Source organism: Truepera sp. (assembly GCA_032027045.1).
Classification (GTDB): Bacteria; Deinococcota; Deinococci; order Deinococcales; family Trueperaceae; genus JAAYYF01.
The window spans coordinates 780,240-799,944 of record JAVSMU010000001.1 but is presented as its reverse complement, the minus strand read 5'-3'; the positions used below and the strand labels follow the sequence as shown (position 1 = coordinate 799,944).

Here is a 19,705-nt window from a genome sequence, read left to right as displayed (position 1 = left end):
GGGCATGGCCGTAGACATCCGCGGCATCCTCCCGCACCGTTACCCGTTCTTGCTGGTCGACGCCTTCGTGAGCCAAGAGGGCGACGCCTTCGAGTGCCTCAAGAACGTGAGCCACAACGAGCCGTTCTTCGCCGGCCACTTCCCCGACGAGCCCGTCATGCCGGGCGTCTTGATCATCGAGGCGCTGGCCCAGGCGGCGGCCGTGGGCCTGGCCGTGCGTGAGGGCCGCACCGCTTCTCAGGGGGCCGGCTACCTGGCCGGCATCGCTGCGGCGAAGTTCCGCCGCAAGGTGGTCCCAGGCGACCAACTACGCCTCACCGGCACCATCGTCCTCTTCAGGCGGGGCCTATGCAAGGTGGAGGCGCGGGCTCTCGTCGGTGACGAGGTGGCCGCGGAGGCGGACCTGTCGTTCATGTACGCCCGCTGATGGCCGCCGGCAGCGCTGTGGTATCTCCCGCCGCGCGCTTAGGAGACGGCGTCGAGATCGGTCCCTTCGTCGTCATCGAGGACGACGTCGAGGTGGGCGCCGGCACGCGCCTGCTGGCCGGCACCGTGCTCCACCCCGGGAGCCGCATCGGCGCTGGTTGCAGCCTGGGGCCGTACGCGGTGGTCGGGGGTGAACCCATGGACGCGGGCTTCAAGGGGGAGCCCACGCTCGCGATCATCGAGGACGGGGTGACGCTTCGCGACTTCGTGACGGTGCATAGGGCTACCGGCGAAGGGAACGTGACGCGCGTCGGCAGGGACACGCTCGTGATGAGCTACGCCCACCTGTCTCACAACTGCAGCGTGGGGCAGCACTGCACCATCACGACCGCGGTCCAGCTCGGTGGGCACGTGAGTGTCGGCGATCATGCCGTGATCGGCTCGGGTGCGCTGCTACACCAGTTCACGCGGGTCGGCGTCTTCGCGATGTTCGGAGCCGCGAGCGCGGCCAACCAGGACGTATTACCTTTCAGCATGGCGCGCGGCAACCCGGTCAGACACTACCGGCTCAACGGCGTCGGCCTCAAGCGCAACGGCATCGACGGCCAGCGCTACCGCGAGATCGAGCGGGCGCTGCGCCACGTGCGCCACAAGGAGCACGAGGCACTCGCCGCCTTGGCGGCCACCAACGCCGACGCCCGTGAGCTGGTCGACTTCATCGCCAGCAGCAGGCGCGGCGTTGCGCGCTTCGTGTCGGGCGGCAGATGACCACCGCCGCCGCGCCGGACGGCTACCAGGTCGTGCTCGTCAGCAACGGCCCCGGCGAACTCTACACCTGGGTGCGACCGGTCCTGGACGAGCTGCGGCGCGCCGCGCCCGGCGTCAGGACGGCGATCAGCCTGGTCCCGTGCCAGTTCGCCGGCGGTAACGAGGCGAGCATCGCGCAGACGTTCGAGCCCGACGTGCTCACCACGCCCGCGCAGTACATCCGGGGCGCCGCCCTGGGGCTGGCGCCGGAAGGCCTGCAGCCGCTCGAGGCGCCGGGGCGCGGGGCCGTCGTCGGCCTGGGCGGCAACGCGGCGCTGGCCGTGGCCCTCGGCAAGCGCCTCGGTTATCCGGCCTATCGTTACAGCTTCGAGCCGAACTGGCACCGCGGCCTGGAGGCCCTCCTCGTGCCCGACGATCACACCAGGCAGCGGGCGGTGCGAGGCGGCGCCCCGGCCGAGCGCGTGCGCGTGGTCGGCAACCTGGTGGCAGACGCGGTCGGCGACGCCAGCCCCGCCCGAGATCCCGGCTCACCCCACGTGCTGCTCTTCGCCGGGAGCCGCGACGCCTTCGCCACACATCTCATCCCGCTGTTCATCGCGGTGGTCGACCGCCTGGCACCTTCGATGCCGGGTGCGCGCTTCGTCTGGCCCGTCAGCAGCCTGCTGCTGCCGGGCACCCTGGCCGATGGCGTGGCGGGCAAGCACGCCAAGACGCTGGGGGGCGTGGCGGGCAGCCTGGTGGACGGCGCCGGCGGCAGGTTCATCGAGACCCCCGGCGGCGGCCGGCTCGAACTCGTGCCGGAGGAGGAGCGTTACGCCCACATGCGCGCGGCAGACCTGGCCCTCACCATCCCGGGCACGAACACCCTCGAGCTCGGCATCGCAGGCGTGCCCGCCCTCGTCCTGCTGCCCCTCAACCGTCCGGAGCTCATCCCCTTGGAGGGAGCCGGTCACTGGTTGGGGGTGGTTCCCCTCGTCGGCAAGTACTTGAAGCGCCACGCCGTCAGGCTCTTCGTCAGCGGCCTCAAGGTGCCGGTCTCGCTGCCGAACCGCTTGAGCGGCGAGGAGCTGATGGTCGAGATGAGTGGCCACGTCGACCCCGGACGCGTGGCCGGGGCGGTCGCCGAGCTCCTGGCGGACCCGCCCGGGTTGGAGCGCCGGCGTGAGAGGTTGCGCGCGACGATGCCCGCCAGAGGCGCCGCCGCGCGCCTGCTGAGCGAGGTGATCAAGACGGCCGCTCCTCGAGGGCCCGAGGCGTGAGCGCGCCGCGAGGGGCGCGGCCGGCAGCCCTGCTCTGGCCCCGTTCCGTGAGCGCCTGGTTGGGGGTGGCCGCCGCCCTCTTGAACGCCGGTTTGCGCGTCGCCATCGTGCCACTCTTCGTCACCCCGCTCTTCGACGACGTGCTGCAGGCGCAAGACGTCTCGGCCCTGCCGAAGGTGCTGCTCACGGCGGGCCTCGTCGCCCTGGGCGGCAGCCTGGCGCTGTGGGCGCAGGACGCGCTGCTCGGGCTGGCCGCGGCGAAGCTCGCGGAGAAGTGGCGCGAGCGCATCTACGACAAGCTGCTGGCCTCCCCGCCAGGCAGCCTTCCCGGCACCAGTGGGGCCCTGGCGGGCCGCGTGGTGAGCGACCTCCGCGAAGTCGAGACGTACTTCCGCTACGGCCTCGGGACCCTGGTGGCGGAGAGCGCAACCCTGGCCCTGATCCTAGTCCTGCTCGTGCGCGCCGACGCGCGGGGCGCAGTCGCCCTCGTCGCCCTCGCCCTGCCGGCGGTGGTGGTGTCGAGGTTGCTGGGGCGCTGGCTAGAGGGCGCGACGCGGGGCGCGCTGGAAGGCACCGAGGAGTTAGGTCACCACCTGCAAGAAGGGCTCAAGCACCACGAGCTGGTGCGCGCGTTCGGTGCCCGCCGCGCCATGCTGCGCCGCTTCGAGGGCGCCAACCGCCGGACCGCCAAGGCCTCGGCCCGGCGCAGCCTCATCGCGGGCCTGCAGGCGCCCCTCACGCAGGTGGTCGTGTTCACGGCGGTCGGGGTCTTGGTCGTCATCCTGGTCGGCGCCACCCAGCGCGGCGCGCTCTCGGTCGGTGACGTGGTGTCGTTCCTCACCCTGGTGGCGCTGGCCGCGGGACCCTCGCAGCTCTTGCCCCAGGGCTACGCGATGTACCGCCAGGCGCGGGCCGCGGCCACACGCCTGAGCGCGCTTTACGAGGGCGAGCCGGGGCGCCCCGAAGACCCGGCGGCTGCCGAGGACGCCGCGAGCGCCACGGCGTTCAGGACCGTCTCGCAGGGTCCCCCGCTGACTGCGAGGCCGCTGATCGAGTTGCACGGCGTGGCCTTCGGTTACCGGCCCGGCCACAACGTGGTGGCGGGGGTCGACCTCGAGCTACCCAGCCGCGGCCTGGTGGTCCTCGGCGGTCCCAGCGGTAGCGGCAAGACCACCCTGCTCAAGCTGCTCTTGCGGTTCGCGCCCCCGTCCTCGGGGAGGATCCTGCTGGACGGCGAGGACCTGGCCGGCGTCGACGAGACGGCGCTGCGTTCTCGGCTCGCGTACGTACCACAGGGCCACGAGCTGCTCTCGGGCGAGCTCAAGGCGGCGTTGGCCATGGGCCGCGAGGTTAGCGACGATGAGGTCTGGTGGGCGCTGGAGGCGGTGGGGATGGCGGCCGCCGTCCGCGCCCAACAGCTCGGCCTGGCCACCCGCCTAGGTGAGGACGGCGGCGGCTTCTCGGGCGGCCAGCGGCAGCGCTTGGCCATCGCACGCGCCCTGCTGGGCAGGCCCGACGCCCTGTTGTTCGACGAGCCCACCTCCAACCTGGACGACGCCACGGAGGCCGAGATCGTCGCCCTGCTCGGGCGCCTCGCCGCGGAGCGGCTGGTGCTGGCGGTCACTCACCGCCCGGCGCTCGCGCAGGCGGCCGACGTGCTGGTGATAGCCGAGGAGGGGGTGGTGAGGACGTGATCTACGACGACGATCCGGCGCTCTACGACCTGCAGTACGCCGCGTACCGCGACGACATCCCGTTCTACCTGCGCCTGGCCGACGAGCTCGGGGGGCCCGTGCTCGAGCTCGGTGCCGGCACGGGCCGCGTCACGGAGGCGTTGGCCCGAGCGGGTCACCAGGTGGTGGCCGTGGACGTGTCCGCCGCCATGCTGGGTCGCGCCGAGGAGCGTCTGGGGGATCTGGACGGTCTGGAGTTCGTGTTGGCTGACATGCGCAGCCTGGACCTCGGCCGCGAGTTCCCACTCGTCTTGGCCCCGTTCAACACCCTCATGCACGCCTACTTAGTGGCCGACCAGGACCGGGTGCTCGCCGCAGTGAGGGGCCACCTGGCGGCCGGGGGCACGTTCGCCTTCGACGTGTTCCAACCGCACCTGGGGCCTCTGGGGGTGATGCGGCGGGAGCCGACCTGGGCCGAGCTTGGAGCGGGCGCAGAGCTCTTCCTGGTTCAGCACCACGACCCCGAGGCGCAGCTAGTCGAGAGCCTCTACTACCTGGACGAGCGGCGCCCCGACGGCACGCTGAGGCGCCGCCAAGCGCGGCTGGTCCAGAGGTACTTCAACCGCTACGAGCTCGAACGGGCGTTGGCGCAGGCGGGCTTCGGCACCGTCAGGCTGTTCGGCGGGTTCGACAAGTCGCGGCTTCTGGCCTCTAGCCCCATGATCGTTGCCCTGGCGCGGCCCTGAGACCTGGGACCGGGAGTGGTCCGGAGGCCCGGACGTGGGACTCACCCGTCGAGCGCCAGCCGCTCCACTATGGTCCACGTCTCGCGCCGCACCACGATGGCCTCGGGCATCCGCAGTGACTCCCAGAACTTGAACGGGTCCAGGCCGTTCGGTTCGGCCAGGGCGAGGGCGATGACGGTGCCGTGCGAGACGAGCGCCAGACGCTTGCCGGGCAGCGAGGCCATCGTCTCGTCGACGCCCCTCTTGAAGCGAGCCAGCGCCTCGGAGGCGGTCTCGCTGCCGAACACCAGTACGTCCTGGCGCCCGAAGAAGCGCCTCATGGTGCGCCCGAACTCGGCGTCGTCCAGGAGGAGGTTGCCGCGATGGTGTTCCTCGAGGTGGCGAGACGTCGTGGTCGGCACCCCGAGGACGAGGCCGAGCGTCTTGGCCGTCGCCACCGCCTTGGCCTCGTGGCTGCTGACCACGGCGTCGATGGGACCGGGCCTGGCCGCCTCACCCGGGGCGCCGAGCTTCACCTTCGCGAGACCCATCGCGAGGGCCGCCGTGAGCTCCATGGCCCCCGGCGCCAACCGCCAGTCGGCCGGGTTCGTGCCGGGTGAGCGAGCCGTCGGCGCATGCCTCACCAGGACGAGGTCGCCGTGACCGGGCGAGCTCAAGCCTCGCCCGCCAGCGCCCGTAGGGCGGCGGGCACGGCCACCCCCTTCGGGGTATCCGCGTCCACGTCGTGGAGCGCGTCTTCGAGAAGCTGCGCGGCCGCTACGGCGTCGTAACGGTCCGCGTAACCGAGCAGGGAGGGCCTGATGATGGTTCCGGCCAGTTCGCCCTGGCCGCCCGCCAGCGTGGCGCCGCGGGCGCGCGCCGCGCTAAGCACCGCGCGCGCGCCGATACCCTCGGGCACGACCAGCGCCGCCACGGCCGGGCTCGGGCGAGCGGCGAACTGCCGCAGTCCGAGCGCCCCGCCCGCTGCCAGCAGGGCGGCGTTCAGGCCGGCGCGACGGCGCCACACGTTCTCCAACCCCTCGTCCAGGAGCATCCCGAGGGCCACGTCGAGCCCGGCCACCAGCGAGACCGCGGGTGTGAAGGCCGTCTGGCCGCCGGCCTGCTTCGCGCGCTCGCGGTGCAGGTCGAGGTAGTAGCTCCCCGCCCGTCCCGCCTCCCCGGACCGTTGCCACGCGCGCTCCGACAGCCACACGAACGCCAGGCCCGGGGGCGTCATCACGCCCTTCTGCGAACCCGAAACTACGGCGTCCAGGCCCCACTCGAGCGGTCTGAGTTCGGCGCAGGCCAGGCTGGTGACGGCGTCCACGAGGACGAGCGCCTCGGGCCTGACGCGGCGCACGAGTTCCGCCACCGCGCGCACGTCGTGCAGCGCGCCGGTCGACGTCTCGCTCTGGACCAACGTCACCGCGGCGAGCTGCGAGGTGGCGTCCAGTCTCTCTGCCACCTCCGACAGGTCGAACTCCGCGCCCGGCGCCGCCTCGAGATGCTCGACCTGGTAGCCGAGGCTCTCGGCCATCGCCGCCCAACGCTCCCCGAACCTGCCGGCGTGCAGGGCCAACACGCGGTCACCCGCGGGAACGGCGCTGACGAGGGCCGCCTCGAAACCCGCTGTGCCGCTGCCGGTAACGATCAGCACGTCGTCGCCTGGTACGGAGAAGACCGTTGCCAGGCGTTCGCGTGCACGCAGGAAGGTCTCGCGGAAGGCGGGCGCGCGGTGGTGCGTCACGGGCCGCGCCAAGGCCTCGAGAACGGCCGGCGGCACCTCGACGGGGCCAGGGGCCAGCAGCCGCGGTTTGAAGAACGCGGCGCTCACAGCCGCACCGGCCTGAGGCTGCGGATGACGTCGCTGAGGCCCGCCAGCACCTCGAGGACGTCGTCGCCGGGTGCGGAGTCGAGGGTCAGCACGAACATGGCGACGCCGCCCTCGCCGACCCTGGAGAGCTGCATGCTGTTGATGTTCACCCCGGCGTCGCCGAGGACGGTGCCCACGCGGCCCACCGCGCCGGGCCGGTCGTAGTTGGTGCACACGAGCATGGCGCCCTCGGGGCGGATCTCGAGGTTGTACCCGTCGATGCTGGTGACGCGCGGCTGACCGGCCAGCACGGTGCCGCCCACGCGGGTTCGCCCTTCGGTGCCGGCGACGCTGACGAGCACGTGCGACGTGTAGCCGTGGCTCCTCGCCGAGCTGACCTTGCTGACGCGGATGTCGCGGTCCTTCGCCAGCGACAGGGCGTTCACGTAGCTGGGCGGCGTGTCGAGGAAGGGCTCCATCAGGCCCTTTATCACTGCTGTGGCGATGGGGTCGGGGTCGAGCGGGAAGTCGCCGGAGAACTCGACCTCGACCTCGTGCACGCGCCCTTGCGCCAGTTGCGCGGCCATGCTGCCCAGCCGCTCTCCCAGCGTGAGGTGCACGCCGAGGGCGGACATGACCTCGGGCGCCAGCGCCGGGGCGTTGACGATGCCCACGGAGTAGTCGCCCGCCAGGGCGGAAAGCGTCCGGTCGAGGATCTGCGTGCCCACCCTGCGCTGCGCCTCGCGCGTGTTGGCGCCCAAGTGTGCCGTGAGGACGACGTCGTCGCGGCGCAGGAGGGGGTGGTCGGCGCGGGGCGGCTCGAGCGTGAACACGTCCAGTCCGGCGCCGAAGAGCTTGCCCGCTTCCAGCGCGGCGAGTAGCGCGTCCTCCTGGATGATGCCGCCGCGGGCTGCGTTCACCACCACCGCCCCGTCGGGCAGCGCGGCCAGTTCGCCCTGCCCGATCATCCCGATCGTCTCTTCCGTCAGCGGCGTGTGCACGGTCAAGAAGTCGGACCTGGCCAGCATCTCGTGGAGGTCGTCGAACAGCTCGACCTTGAGCTCGTCCGCGCGCCGGCGGTTGATGTAGGGATCGTAGGCCGCCACGTGCATGCCCAGGCCCTGGGCGCGGCGCGACACCAGCGAGCCGATGCGCCCAAGACCCACGACCCCCAACCGGGCGCCCTCGACCTCGCGGCCGAGGTAGGCGCGCTCCCACTTGCCGTTCCTCACGAGCCGGTCGGAGCGGGCCACGCCGCGGGCGGCGGCGAGCATGAGGGCCAGTGCCAACTCGGCTGCCGAGACGTTGTTGGCCTCGGGGGCGTTCACGACCAGGATCTCACGGCGGCTCGCTGCGTCAAGGTCGATGTTGTCTACGCCGACGCCCGCCCTCCCGACGACCTTGAGGCGCGTGGCCGCAGCCAGCAGCTCCTCGTCCACCTGCGTGCGGCTGCGCGTGATGATGGCGTCGTACGTCCCGATGATGGCGAGGAGTTCCTCGCGGCCGATCCCGGGTCGATCGTCGAGGCTGACCGCAGGGTCTTTCGGCTCGCCTAGTTGGATGGAGTCAGTGACGAGAATACGCGTCATAGAGCGCGACTGTAGCACCCACCGACCGCTACTGCCCCGACCCGGCCGCACCGACCCGGAAGCGAGGAGCGCGCGGGCGCGCTGCGGGCCCCCGCCACGCGCGCCGGCCTCAACGCACGAAGCCGGTTACCGACCAGCCGCCGGGCACCGGGAAGCTGTCGACGCCGAGAACGTCCATGAACAGCTCGCCCTCCAGCCGGACGAGCGTGGTGTAGCCGGCGAGCGTGGCCTCGAGCGACAGGCGTGCCTCGTCGGGAAGCTCCTTCAGGTTGGGGTAGAAGAGGATGTCGATGCGTGAGCTCTGCCCGGCCGCGAGCGGCACCGGGCTCATGTCCTCCGTGGCCATGGGCCAGTTGCCGAGCGTGAGCGCCAGGTCCTTGCCGTAGAGGAAGTAGCCGATGTCGCCCGGGTTCACGGCCTGGAGCACCAGCTGCACCACCGGCACGTCGGGCCTGAGCATGAAGATCCTACTTTCGGCCTCCGTAAGCCGCAGGAGCGGCGCCTGGACCGTCTGACGCGCCAGGGTGGCGCCGCTTACCAGCACCTTGTTGCGCGTTTCGTACACGTGAGTGGCGGTCGCGAAGCGGAGCGTGCCCTCGACGCGGAACTGCAGGGGCCTGTCGGCGAACGCCCGGGCGGCGGCCTTGAGCAAGTCGGCTTGGCCGGCCAGGCTGGTCGAGATGTCGAAGCGTAGCGGAGCGGTAGCGCCGCTCTCGAGGTAGATGTCGGGTGCGAGGGCGCCCCTCACGACCGACTTGCCCTCGAGGTAGACGACGTAGGTGACGTTCTGCAGGCGCACCCCGAACTCGTTTGGGTTCCGGGCCAGCGTGCCGACGGTGAGCTCGAGCCGCCCGCCCGCCCCGGGGGGGTCGAAGCGCTCGATGCTCGTCTGCCCGGGCACCAGCTCGAACTCGACCGCCAGGGTGGTACCGATCGCCTCGACCGTGCGGACTTCCGTCCGTGGGGCGCAAGCCACCAGCGCCGCTGCGAGGGCCGCCAGCAGGAGCGCGTGGCGAGGAAGCTTTGGGCCTCGTCGGTGCACGACCAGAGTCTACTACCCAGGCCCGCCCGGGAGCCGGGGCGGCCCGGAGACCCGCTCGCCGAAGGCGAACGGCACGAGCAGCGCGGCGGCGAACAGGCTGGCCAGGCCGTAGACGGCTCCGGCGACCGCGTCGGGCGCGTACGCGTGCGCCTCCCAAGCCGGAGTGAGGAGCAGGGTCGCGACGATGGCGTAGAGCACGGCGACCCCGAGCGGCACCAGGACCGTCAACCACGGCCGGGAGGTGCTCCACGCCCGCCCCAGCATCACCCCCAGAAGCAGTAGGACCAGCGCCGTGCCAGCGAAGGCAGCCGTGGGCAACGTCGACAACCCGGCGCGCCCGGCAAGCACGAGCAGGTAAGTCGCGTGCAGCGCCAGCGGCACCAGCGCGAGGCCCGCCAGCAGCGCGAAGCGCCGCCGGCCCAGGCTCACGCGCAGCACCAGCCCGACAGCCAGGCCGAGCAGCGCGGCGAAGATCCCGAATCGCAGTAACAGCCTCACGCGCGGGCCGCCCTTCCCTGATGCGCGTCCGGCATGCCGGCGGCCGGACCTGGTAGCCAGCCTAGCGCAGGCACGTCAGATGACCTCACGCACCATCACCGCCCGGCTGCGGCTGCGTAGCTCGGTCACCAGACGCGCCGCCCACGGGGCCTCGAGTTCCGGGTCGGCGGCAAGCATGCGCTGCGCGAGAGCACGCGCGGCCTCGATGATCTCACCGTCGTTCAAGACGTCGCCTATCGTCAGCTCGGGGAGCCCCGACTGGCGCGTGCCCCTGAGGTCCCCAGGCCCGCGCAGCCGCAGGTCCATCTCGGCGATGGTGAAGCCGTCCGCGTGCTTGACCAGCACCCCGAGCCTCGCGCGCGTCTTGCGGCCGGCGTCGCCCGCCACCAGGACGCAGTGGCTGGCGTGGGCGCCGCGCCCGACCCGGCCGCGCAGCTGGTGCAGTTGGGCCAGCCCGAAGCGCTCGGCGTTCTCGATGATCATGACCGTGGCGTTCTGAACGTCCACGCCGACCTCTATGACGGTGGTAGACACGAGCACGTCGAGCCGGTGATCGCGGAACGCGGCCATCACGCCGTCCTTCTCGGCGGGTGACTGCCGGCCGTGAAGCAGCCCTATCCGCGCGGCCTCGGGCAGTATCTGCCGCAGGTCCGCCTCGAGCGTGGTGGCGGCGAGCACCTCGTCCAGGGCCTCCGAGTCCTCGATCAGCGGCGTGACCACGTAGACCTGCCGCCCCTGCTTGACCTGCTCCCAGGCGAAGCGGTAGACGTCGAGCCGCTTCGTTGCCGGTACCAGCAGCGTCTTGACCGGCAGGCGGCCGGGGGGCAACCCCTCGATGGTGGTGAGGTCGAGGTCGCCGTAGCTCGTGAGTGCCAGCGACCGGGGGATGGGCGTTGCGCTCATGACCAAGACGTCGGGCATGTCCTTGATGAGGCTCCGCCGCTGGTCGACCCCGAACCGGTGCTCCTCGTCGATCACGGCCAACCCGAGGTCGGCGAACTCGACGCCCTCCTGGATGAGCGCGTGCGTGCCCACCACGAACTCGGCCTCCCCCGTGGCTATCCGGGCCTTGGCGCTCCGGCGCTCGCCGGCGGTCATGGCACCGATCAGCAGCTCCATCCGCACCCCCAAGGGGAAGAGGTAGCGCTGCAGGTTGAGGAAGTGCTGCCGGGCGAGGATCTCGGTCGGCGCCATCAGGGCCGCCTGCGAGCCGTTCTTGACCACCACGTAAACCGCGGCGGCGGCGACCGCCGTCTTGCCCGACCCCACGTCGCCCTGCAGCAGCCGCGCCATCTGCCTGGGCGCCGCCAGGTCGGCAAGGATCTCGTTCAAGGCGCGCTCCTGGTAGGGCGTGAGCGCGAAGGGCAGGCTGGAGGCGAACTCCTCCAACTGTTCCCGGCGCACGTCGAAGCTGCGCGCCACCCTGCCGGGGTCCCGGCTCCGCAGCAGCGCCAGCTGGAGGAAGAGGAAGTCGTCGAACTTGAGCCGCTTTAGCGCGGCCTGGAGCGCCTCCTCACTCTCCGGGAAGTGAGCCGCGCGCATGGCCCGGTCGAGGGACAGCAGGTCGTTGGTCTCGAGGATCGAGCGCTGCAGGTGATCGGGCAGCGTCGGCAGGGCGTCGAGCAGCCGCTTCACGGCGCGCCGCAGGTACGCCTGGCTGAGCCCGGGAGTGCTGGGGTAGATGCCCACGATGCGGTTGAACGACAGCGACTCCGTGTCGTCATCGACCTCGAAGCCCTGGACGGCTACCTCCAGCTTGCGGCCGAGGCGCTTCACTCGGCCCGTGAGGATGAGCCTGACGCCGGGGAAGATCTGCCGCTCGAGCCATGGCTGGTTGAACCAGACGGCCGTCACGCGTTGACCCTGCCCGCCTTCGAGGCTCGCGCGCATGACGTGCAGGCCGCGGCGCGTGCGGTTGCCGACGCGGCTCATCACCCGTCCCGATATCGTGGCCGTCTGCCCGTCCGTCAGGTTGGCGAAATCTGGCAGGGCCCGCCTGTCCTCGTAGCGCCGCGGCAGGTAACCGAGGAGGTCGCGGTAAGTCCCGATACCTACCTCGGCGAGTTTGCTCGGGGCCTGTGCCCCCAGGTCGACCGCCTTGGAGGCAACCGGCGCGTCCAGGTCGAGGACCGTGCTCATGCTGCGTAAGTGTACGCCGGGCACTTACTTCTTCTTAACCGTCGGGCGACTCCCGAAGGTACTCTGTTGCAAGAGCCCGCGGCGCGCGCTTATGCTCGCGTGGTCGGCATTACTCATAGGTGAGCGCCCGCGGCGCTCAAGCGGAGGTTGCAAATGAAGCGGTTACTCTCAAGCCTGGTGGTACTCGCCCTCGCCCTCGCCGGGACGATGGCGCTGGCACAAACGCCCGATCTCGGCGGTCGCACGATAATCGTCGGCTCCGACACCACCTACCCGCCGTTCGAGACGGTGGATCAGAACGGCGACATCGTCGGCTTCGACGTCGACGTGGTCAACGCCATCTGCGAGCGCGTCAACTGCGTCGCCAAGTTCCAGACCACTGCCTGGGACGGCATCTTCGCGGCACTGGCCAACGGCGAGTTCGACATGATCGCCTCGGGCATCAGCATCACCCCCGAGCGGGCCAAGGTCGTCGAGTTCACAGAGCCGTACCACGAGGTCAACCAGGCCGTCGCCGTGCGCACCGAGGACTCGAACCTGACCCTCGCCGACTTCACCGTCACCGACAGCAAGCTCATCCTCGGCGCCCAGAACGGCACCACCAACGCGGATCTCGCCCAAGAGCTCGTCGGCCGTGACCGCGTGCGCATCTACGACGACTTCAACGCCGCCATCCTGGCGCTCATCAACGGTGACGTCGACGGCGTGATGATCGACGACTCCTCGGCCGACGCCTTCGTGCAGCAGTACGCCGGCCAGATCGCCGCGCCCATCCGCAACGTCGAGTCCGGCGACAAGCTCGGCTTCGCGGTGCAGCAGGGCAACGAGCTGGTGGACGCCCTCAACGCCGGCATCGAGATGATCAAGGCCGACGGCACCCTCGCGGCGCTCGGCGCCAAGTGGTTCACTGGCGAAGAAGCCCCGTAAGGGCTAGTTCCGCCAAGTTCATGAAACGTCATCGGCGCCGGGTCAGGCACGTCGAGGGGCCCAGGTGAACCCCTCGCCCACGGCCCGGCGCCGCGGCGTTCTCAGCAACATCAGGCCGAGTTACCTGATCCTGCTGACGGCGCTCCCGTTCGTCGTCTACCTCTTCGCCTCGTCGGACCGCTACCAAGACGCGCTCAAGTTCCTCGTCCCAGGCATCGGGACCACGGTGTTCGTCACCGTGGTCGCCTACCTGGCGGCCTCTGCGCTGGGCCTGGTGCTGGCGGGCCTGCAGCTCCTGAAGCTGGGCGAACACACCGTGCGCAACTTCCTGATCGGCTCGGCCGTCCTGCTGATCGGGGCGGCCGCGCTGTTGACGAGGCCGCACGAGCAGTACGTCCTCATCGGCAACACGGAGGGGCGCGTGGCCATCCTTCAAGGCACCCCGGCCAGCGCCTCCGACCCCGTGAAGCGTGGGCAGTACCCGGGCGCCGAGGGTTCCCAGGCGGTCCGCGCCGTGGTCGATTCCGCGGCCGCCCTCGAGCGCCTCGAGTCCGGTCAGGTGACCGCGGCGCTCCTGCCGGTGGCAGACGTGCCGGCCGGCGCCAACGTCTTGTGGCGCACGTCGTTCCTCACGCCGGCGCTGCAACGCCCGGCGATGCTGCTGCTGTTCCTGGGCGGTCTGGGCCTGTCGCTCACCTTCGCCAGCTGGCAGAGCGGCTCCCACCCACTCAGGCTCGTTTCCGAGCTCTACGTCGACGTGCTCCGCGGGATACCCATGCTGGTCGTGATCCTCTACGTCGGCTTCCCGCTTCAGGGCGCCATCCGTGACGCCACGGGCGGCTTCATCGACATGTCGCGCGTCACGCGCGGCATCGTGGGCATCAGCCTCGGCTACGCGGCCTACATGGCCGAGATCTTCCGGGCCGGCATCGAGGCCATCGGCAGGGGCCAGACGGAGGCGGCCCGCAGCCTCGGCCTGAGCACCTGGCAGACGGCGCGCTTCGTCGTGCTGCCGCAAGCCTTGCGCATCGTGGTTCCGCCCCTGGGCAACGAGTTCATCGCCATGCTCAAGGACACTTCGCTCCTCTCGGTGCTCTCGGTGCGAGACATCACGCAGCGCGCGAGGGAGTTCCAGGCGGCCAACTTCGAGGTGTTTCCGCCGTTCAACACGGTGGCGATCCTCTACATAATCCTCACCCTCATGGCGTCCTCCGTGGCCAAGACGGCCGAGCGGCGCACCAGTTGGACCCGCTGAGGGCGCTCGTCCCGGAAACCTACGACCGGCGTCACCGCGCCACGCCCTCCTGATAGACTCCCGCATGTCTGAGAATCCCGTCGCGGACGTCGACCTGGGCGTGCTCGCCAGGAACCTCGCCTACGTGAGGACGCACGTCGCCCCCGAGGTCATGACCATGGCGATGGTCAAGGCCAACGCCTATGGCCACGGGCTGCCCGAGGTCGCGCACAGGCTCGCCGCCGAGGGCACGCAGTGGTTCGGGGTGGCCACGCCGGACGAGGCGCGAGCCGTCCGCGCCGCCGCCTCGGCCGCAGGCGTGCTCCTGCTGATCCCGGTGAGGGACCGCGCCGTGATCACGGAGCTGTGCGACCTGGGCGTGGCGCTCGTGGCCACCGACGAGGCGTCGGTCGACCGCTACCTGGCCGCCGACCTGCCGCGCAAGCTCAGGCTGCACCTCAAGGTCGACACGGGCATGGGCCGTCTCGGGCTGCCGTGGACCGCCACCGCTAGCGTCGCCCGCCGCATCGCGGCCGCGGCGCAACTCGAGCTTCAGGGGGTCTGGACCCACTTCTCGGATTCCGACGAGGAGTCCAGGGCCGCCACTCTCGCCCAGGTCGAGGCGTTCGAGAGCGCCCTGGATGAACTTGCCCGCGACGGGCTGCAGGCACCCCTCCGCCACGCGGCCAACTCCGCCGCCATACTGGCCTACCCGGAGGCGCACTACGACATGGTGCGTCCTGGGATCGTGCTCTACGGCTACCACTCGAGCGACCACGTGGCCGCCATGGAGCCGCGCGTGGCCCCGGTCATGCGCCTGAGGGCGCCTATAACCTTCGTGAAGCGGGTAGCCGCCGGCACGAGCGTGTCTTACGGGCGGCTCTGGCAAGCCCCGCATGACACCACGCTTGCGAGCTTGAGGATGGGCTACGCCGACGGCTACCCGCGTGCGCTCACGGGCAAGGGCTGGGCGAGCGTGAACGGCGAGCGCTGCCCCGTGGTCGGCAGGGTCTGCATGGACCAGATGCTGCTGGACGTCGGCGCCGCCGGACCGGTCGGGCCCGGCGACGCGGCTACCCTTTGGGGCGGCGACGGCCCCGACGCCGAGGACCTGGCGCGCGCCGTCGGCACGGTGTCATACGAGCTCCTGACCGGCCTCATGCCGCGCGTGGAGCGCAACTACTTGGGCTGAGGCACTGCTCGAGCAGGCCCCGCGGTCAACCCTCCGCGGGCTCAGGAAGTGCCTCGGTTTCCGGCACGGCGGGCGCTACCGGCGTGGCCCTGACGCTGATCACCCGGCGCTCGTCGGCCTCCTCCACCGTGAAGCGCATGCCCTGGACCGTGACTTCCTCCCCGACTTGCGCGATGTGGTCGAACTCGTCGATGAGGAACCCGGCCACCGTGTCGTAATCGGTGTTCGGATCGAAGACGAGGCCCAACTTGGACGCCATCGCCTCGATGTGCGTCCCGCCCTGCAGGCGGAAGCTGCCGTCTTCGAGTTCCACTATGTCCTCTACCTCGTCCTCGTCGGTCTCGTCGTAGATCTCGCCGGTGATCTCCTCGATGATGTCTTCGAGAGTCACCACGCCGGCCGTGCCGCCGAACTCGTCTACCACTACGGCTATGTGGTTCTTCCGCATGCGCATCTCGCGCAGCAGGCTAAGTACCGAAAGCGTTTCCGGCACGTACTGCACGGGGGTCATGAGGTCTCTGACCTTCGTCTTCGCCAGTGTCTCGGAGCGCCCGATGTAAGGCAGCAGGTCGCGAGCGTAGGCCATGCCTTCGATGTCGTCGACCCCCTCGCCGTAGACGGGCAGGCGGCTGTAGCCGTGGGCGGTGACGACTTCCTGGAGCTCCCTGAGGTCGGCGTCGCCGCTGATGCCCACCACGGCAACCCGCGGTGTCATGACCTCGCGCACGACGGTCTCCTCCAAGTCGATGACGCCCTTGATCATGGCGCGCTCCTGCGCCTCGATGACGCCTGACTCCTCGGCCGTCTGGAGCATGAGCCTCAGCTCTCCCTCCGACATGAGCGCGGCCCGCGTGGGCTCGATGCGGAACATCCGCAGGAACTGGCTGGACAACCAGTTGAACGCCAGGCCGAGGGGGTAAAGGACTATCGAGAGCGTGTACACGGGCCTGAGGACCAGCTTGGTGACCCGCAACGGGTCCTGGACGGCGATCGACTTGGGGGCCAACTCGCAGAACAGCAGGATGGCGACGCTGGCCGCAGCGATGGCGATGGCGATGGCCAGTGCCTGGCCGATGCCGAGCGCGCTGGCGTTGCGCAGCAGGAGGTCGAGGATGAGCACCGCTATCGCAGCGTTGACGGCCGTGTTGCCGATAAGGAGCGTGCTCATGAAGCGCGCCGGATTGTCCTCGAGAACGCTCAGCGCTCCGGCCGGACCGCCCCCCTCCTCGCGCAGGCGCCGAAGCCGCCACTCGCCCACGGTGGTCAGCGCGGTGTGGGCCGTAGAGAGGAACGCCGACAAGGCCAGCAGCAGCACGAGGGCCACGACCTGGACGGCGGTGACGCCACCGGAGGGCGCCACGCCGCCTTGTGCCATGGCGAGACTGGTTGGGAGGGCGAAGAGCAGGAGTGGTAGGGCGCGCTTCGAGCGCGATGATCGTTCCGGAGGGTTGTCTTCCATCGGTTGGGGGGATTGTAGCACGCGCGCCCCGACCGTCCCGGTACGTGCCGCGGGCCGTATAGGTGCACGGTATGCTCCGGCACGGAATGGCAACGATCGTCGTGGAAGGACCCATCGGCGTTGGGAAGACGAGCCTGGCGCGCTACCTGGCGGAGGACCTGCCCGCTCGGCTGGTGGTCGAGGTCGTCGAAGAGAACCCGTTCCTTCCGCGCTTCTACGAGGACCCGAAGCGCTACGCTTTCCAGACCGAGACGTTCTTCTTGCTGTCTCGCTTCAGGCAGCATACCGAGTTGGCGCAGGCCCCGCTCTTCCAGAGCCATACCGTAGCCGACTACGTGTTCGACAAGACTTTCCTCTTCGCATCGCTCACCCTCGCGGGTGACGAGTTCCAGCTCTACCGTGAGCTCTTCGAACAGTTGCGCTCGCGCCTGCCGCTACCCGATCTGGTCGTCTACCTGCGGGCGCAGCCCGAGGTACTGCTGGAACGGATCGCAAAGCGTGGACGCCCGTTCGAGGCGGAGATCGAAGCCGGTTACTTGCGGCGCATCACGGCCGCCTACGACGACTTCTTCGCGCGCTCCCACACGCCCGTGAGGGTCGTCGACGCCGGCGCCATCGACTTCGTGACCGACGCGGAGCAGCGGGCGCGGTTACTGGCCGAGATCCGCGACTGGGCGGGCGCAAAGTGAGCGCCGGGGGCATCTACGTGGCGGTTGCCGGCAACATCGGCGCCGGCAAGTCGAGCCTGACGAGGGTCCTGTCGGCGCGCTATCACCTGGCGCCCGTCTACGAGGCCGTGGACCAGAACCCGTACCTCGAGGACTTCTACGCCGACATGCCGCGCTACGCGTTCCACTCTCAGGTCTTCTTCCTGGCGGCGCGACTGAAGCAGCACTTGCGCGAGGTGAACCCGGGGCGGCGCGTTATCCAGGACCGCACCGTGTACGAGGACGCGGCCATCTTCGCGCGCCTGCTGCACGACGACGGCCTCATGGACGATCGCGACCACGCCTCTTACCGCACGCTCTACCACGCGGTCCTGGCCGCGCTCAGGCCGCCCGACCTGCTCATCTACCTGAGGGCGAGCCTGGGGACGCTCAAACGGCACATCGCCCAGCGCGGCCGCCCCTACGAGGCGACCATGGACGACGGCTACCTGCAGCGGTTGAACGACCTCTACGAGAACTGGATCGAGGACTACAGCCTCTCGCCGGTTGTGGTGGTCCCCGGCGACGACCTCGACTTCGTCAACGACCAGGGCGACTTGCGTAAGGTCCTCGACCTGCTCGAACGAAGTGGCCTGAGCGCGCCGGTCGTGGGGTGAGTGAAGTGGAGTCGGGCTCGGCCGCCCCCCTTCGGCTGCTCGACCTGTTCGCCGACGCCGTCGACGCGGCTCCGGAACTGTTCCCGGCAGGAACGGGAAGGCCTACGGCTATACTGACCGCTCTATCCAGGTTGGATGGCGCCAACCCCTGGATCACGCGCGTGGCCCAGGACCATCGGCTCGTGACGCCCGGCACGCTCTTCGTGGCGCGCCGCGGCGCCAAGGTCGACGCTCACGCCCACGTCCCCGCCGCCGTGGCCGCCGGCGCCGTGGCGGTCGTCGGCGAGGTGCCCTTAGGCGCGCTCCCGGTGACGCTGACTGTGCCATACCTGCAAGTCCGAGATGCCCGCCGCGCTCTGCCCTACCTCGCTGCCGCCCTCGAGCGCCGCCCCTCCGAGCACCTCCGCGTGCTGGGCGTGACCGGCACGGACGGCAAGACCACCACGAGCTACCTGCTCCACTGGCTGCTCTCACAGGGGCACGAGGCGGCGCTACTGAGCACGGCGGGCATCAAGAAGGTAGGCAACCGCACACTCGAGCCCCTCGAGGGGCACTTCACGACGCCTGAGGCCACGGAGGTGCAGGCCCTGCTGGGGCGTTTCCTGCGCGGCGGCGCCAGCCACGTGGTGCTCGAGTCGAGCTCGCATGGCTTCTCCCTCAACCGCCTGGACGCCGTCGCCTACGCCACCGGCGTCCTCACCAACCTGACGCCGGAACATCTCGACCACCACGGCAGCCTGGAGGCGTACCGGGAGGCCAAGGCCACCCTCGTGCGACGAGCAGGACGCTCGGTCGTCAACCTCGACGACGAACATCATGCCTACTTCCTGGCCGCGAGCCGCGAGGCGCTCACCTACGGTTCGGCCGCCGAGGCCGACGTGCGCATAGGCGAGGTCAAGCCCCGGCAGGGCGGCCTCGAGTTCGAGCTGAGCTTCGGCAGCGAGCTGGCAACCGTTCGCCTGCCCATGGTCGGAGGCTTCAACGCCTGGAACGCCGCTGCCGCCGTAGCGGCGGCGCACCTGGAAGGCGTTCCCCTGGGGGAGGCCGCGGAGCGCCTCGAGAGCTTCCCGGGCGTGCCTGGGCGCATGCAGGTCGTGCAGGCGGAGCCGGTAACCGTCATCGCCGACTTCGCCCACACCGCGCCGGCCCTGGCGAAGGCGCTGGCGGCGGTGAGGCGCCCCGGCGGCAGGACCATCGTCGTGGTCGGCGCCGCCGGCGAACGAGACCCCGGCAAGCGCCGGCCCATCGGCCGCGAGGCCGCGCTGGGCGCCGACCTGGCCGTGTTCACCGAGGAGGACTCGCGCTCGGAGGACACCGGCCAGATCCTGAGGGCCCTCGCCTCCGGGGCCGCCACCACCGGCGCCCGGGAGGGCGACGGCTTCGCTCTCGTGCCGGACCGGCGCGAAGCGATCCGTTGGGCACTACGGCACGCCCGGCCGGGTGACGTGGTCCTGCTCGCCGGCAAGGGCCACGAGCGCACGCTCGAGAGGGCCGCCGAGACCCTCGCCTGGGACGAGGCTGCCGAGGCGCGCCTCGCCCTGGCCGAGCTCCGCGAGCGCCCCTGACGGGGCAACCTGCACGTACGCGAGGGCCCTCGATTCGCTACAGTCTTCCCATGAACGAACGTCCGCTGGACC

At 70.5% G+C, this 19,705-nt stretch carries 18 protein-coding genes; 11 read left to right on the top strand and 7 right to left on the bottom strand.

What is annotated here, in order from left to right; translation table 11 throughout:
* Positions 1-4 precede the first annotated feature (4 nt).
* Genes fabZ through ROY82_03545 form a run of 5 tightly spaced genes read left to right on the top strand, consistent with a single transcriptional unit; the run spans position 5 to position 4,872 of the window.
* Complete coding sequence (gene fabZ / locus ROY82_03565; GenBank protein ID MDT3681546.1) at positions 5-427, top strand: 3-hydroxyacyl-ACP dehydratase FabZ; 423 nt, start codon at positions 5-7, stop codon at positions 425-427.
* The gene (gene lpxA / locus ROY82_03560) at positions 427-1,194 is read left to right on the top strand and encodes an acyl-ACP--UDP-N-acetylglucosamine O-acyltransferase (protein MDT3681545.1); all 768 of its coding nucleotides are present in this window, start codon (positions 427-429) and stop codon (positions 1,192-1,194) included. Before fabZ ends, lpxA begins: the two co-directional genes overlap by 1 nt.
* Entirely contained in the window at positions 1,191-2,453 is a 1,263-nt protein-coding gene (locus ROY82_03555; GenBank protein ID MDT3681544.1) for a hypothetical protein, read from the top strand. The genes lpxA and ROY82_03555 overlap by 4 nt, the downstream gene beginning before the upstream one ends.
* Entirely contained in the window at positions 2,450-4,147 is a 1,698-nt protein-coding gene (locus ROY82_03550) for an ABC transporter ATP-binding protein (GenBank protein ID MDT3681543.1), read from the top strand. Before ROY82_03555 ends, ROY82_03550 begins: the two co-directional genes overlap by 4 nt.
* Complete coding sequence (locus ROY82_03545) at positions 4,144-4,872, top strand: class I SAM-dependent methyltransferase (GenBank protein MDT3681542.1); 729 nt, start codon at positions 4,144-4,146, stop codon at positions 4,870-4,872. Before ROY82_03550 ends, ROY82_03545 begins: the two co-directional genes overlap by 4 nt.
* A gap of 41 nt (positions 4,873-4,913) precedes the next feature.
* On the opposite strand, the gene ROY82_03540 is transcribed toward ROY82_03545, so the two are convergent.
* The 6 genes from ROY82_03540 to recG form a co-directional block, all read right to left on the bottom strand.
* Complete coding sequence (locus tag ROY82_03540; GenBank protein MDT3681541.1) at positions 4,914-5,528, bottom strand: histidine phosphatase family protein; 615 nt, start codon at positions 5,526-5,528, stop codon at positions 4,914-4,916.
* Positions 5,525-6,685 carry an alanine--glyoxylate aminotransferase family protein gene (locus ROY82_03535; protein MDT3681540.1) on the bottom strand — a complete coding sequence of 387 codons (1,161 nt, stop codon included), beginning with the start codon at positions 6,683-6,685 and terminating at the stop codon, positions 5,525-5,527. The genes ROY82_03540 and ROY82_03535 overlap by 4 nt, the downstream gene beginning before the upstream one ends.
* Positions 6,682-8,253: a phosphoglycerate dehydrogenase gene (gene serA, locus ROY82_03530; GenBank protein ID MDT3681539.1), complete on the bottom strand. Its 1,572-nt coding sequence runs from the start codon at positions 8,251-8,253 to the stop codon at positions 6,682-6,684. Before serA ends, ROY82_03535 begins: the two co-directional genes overlap by 4 nt.
* Before the next feature lie 109 nt (positions 8,254-8,362).
* On the bottom strand, positions 8,363-9,295 hold the full coding sequence (locus tag ROY82_03525; GenBank protein MDT3681538.1) for an LEA type 2 family protein: 933 nt from the start codon (positions 9,293-9,295) through the stop codon (positions 8,363-8,365).
* A 12-nt stretch (positions 9,296-9,307) separates the two neighbouring features.
* Positions 9,308-9,793, bottom strand: coding sequence for a hypothetical protein (locus ROY82_03520; protein MDT3681537.1), 486 nt, complete (start codon positions 9,791-9,793; stop codon positions 9,308-9,310).
* 75 nt (positions 9,794-9,868) lie between these two features.
* Positions 9,869-11,932 carry an ATP-dependent DNA helicase RecG gene (gene recG / locus ROY82_03515; protein MDT3681536.1) on the bottom strand — a complete coding sequence of 688 codons (2,064 nt, stop codon included), beginning with the start codon at positions 11,930-11,932 and terminating at the stop codon, positions 9,869-9,871.
* Positions 11,933-12,085: 153 nt separating this feature from the next.
* On the opposite strand from recG, the gene ROY82_03510 reads away from it, so the two are divergent.
* The 3 genes from ROY82_03510 (at position 12,086) to alr (ending at position 15,285) form a co-directional block, all read left to right on the top strand.
* Positions 12,086-12,859, top strand: coding sequence for a basic amino acid ABC transporter substrate-binding protein (locus ROY82_03510; GenBank protein MDT3681535.1), 774 nt, complete (start codon positions 12,086-12,088; stop codon positions 12,857-12,859).
* A 64-nt stretch (positions 12,860-12,923) separates the two neighbouring features.
* Positions 12,924-14,114 carry an amino acid ABC transporter permease gene (locus ROY82_03505; GenBank protein ID MDT3681534.1) on the top strand — a complete coding sequence of 397 codons (1,191 nt, stop codon included), beginning with the start codon at positions 12,924-12,926 and terminating at the stop codon, positions 14,112-14,114.
* 64 nt (positions 14,115-14,178) lie between these two features.
* Positions 14,179-15,285 carry an alanine racemase gene (gene alr, locus ROY82_03500; GenBank protein MDT3681533.1) on the top strand — a complete coding sequence of 369 codons (1,107 nt, stop codon included), beginning with the start codon at positions 14,179-14,181 and terminating at the stop codon, positions 15,283-15,285.
* Between the two features lie 25 nt (positions 15,286-15,310).
* On the opposite strand, the gene ROY82_03495 is transcribed toward alr, so the two are convergent.
* Positions 15,311-16,744, bottom strand: coding sequence for a hemolysin family protein (locus tag ROY82_03495; GenBank protein MDT3681532.1), 1,434 nt, complete (start codon positions 16,742-16,744; stop codon positions 15,311-15,313).
* An 86-nt stretch (positions 16,745-16,830) separates the two neighbouring features.
* On the opposite strand from ROY82_03495, the gene ROY82_03490 reads away from it, so the two are divergent.
* The 3 genes from ROY82_03490 to murE are packed head-to-tail and all read left to right on the top strand — an operon-like array spanning position 16,831 to position 19,633.
* Complete coding sequence (locus ROY82_03490; protein MDT3681531.1) at positions 16,831-17,433, top strand: deoxynucleoside kinase; 603 nt, start codon at positions 16,831-16,833, stop codon at positions 17,431-17,433.
* Complete coding sequence (locus ROY82_03485; protein ID MDT3681530.1) at positions 17,430-18,068, top strand: deoxynucleoside kinase; 639 nt, start codon at positions 17,430-17,432, stop codon at positions 18,066-18,068. Before ROY82_03490 ends, ROY82_03485 begins: the two co-directional genes overlap by 4 nt.
* Positions 18,065-19,633 (top strand): UDP-N-acetylmuramyl-tripeptide synthetase, encoded by a 1,569-nt coding sequence (murE, locus tag ROY82_03480; GenBank protein MDT3681529.1) that lies wholly within the window; start codon positions 18,065-18,067, stop codon positions 19,631-19,633. The genes ROY82_03485 and murE overlap by 4 nt, the downstream gene beginning before the upstream one ends.
* The last annotated feature ends 72 nt before the right edge of the window (positions 19,634-19,705 follow it).

What these genes read in the sequence shown, in the direction of transcription:
- ROY82_03555 (MDT3681544.1), top strand. Translation starts at nt 1,191, where the DNA reads ATGACCACCGCCGCCGCGCCGGACGGCTACCAGGTCGTGCTCGTCAGC.
- serA (MDT3681539.1), bottom strand. Translation starts at nt 8,253, where the DNA reads ATGACGCGTATTCTCGTCACTGACTCCATCCAACTAGGCGAGCCGAAA.
- recG (MDT3681536.1), bottom strand. Translation starts at nt 11,932, where the DNA reads ATGAGCACGGTCCTCGACCTGGACGCGCCGGTTGCCTCCAAGGCGGTC.
- ROY82_03510 (MDT3681535.1), top strand. Translation starts at nt 12,086, where the DNA reads ATGAAGCGGTTACTCTCAAGCCTGGTGGTACTCGCCCTCGCCCTCGCC.
- ROY82_03490 (MDT3681531.1), top strand. Translation starts at nt 16,831, where the DNA reads ATGGCAACGATCGTCGTGGAAGGACCCATCGGCGTTGGGAAGACGAGC.
- alr (MDT3681533.1), top strand. Translation starts at nt 14,179, where the DNA reads ATGTCTGAGAATCCCGTCGCGGACGTCGACCTGGGCGTGCTCGCCAGG.
- lpxA (MDT3681545.1), top strand. Translation starts at nt 427, where the DNA reads ATGGCCGCCGGCAGCGCTGTGGTATCTCCCGCCGCGCGCTTAGGAGAC.
- ROY82_03495 (MDT3681532.1), bottom strand. Translation starts at nt 16,744, where the DNA reads ATGGAAGACAACCCTCCGGAACGATCATCGCGCTCGAAGCGCGCCCTA.
- fabZ (MDT3681546.1), top strand. Translation starts at nt 5, where the DNA reads ATGGCCGTAGACATCCGCGGCATCCTCCCGCACCGTTACCCGTTCTTG.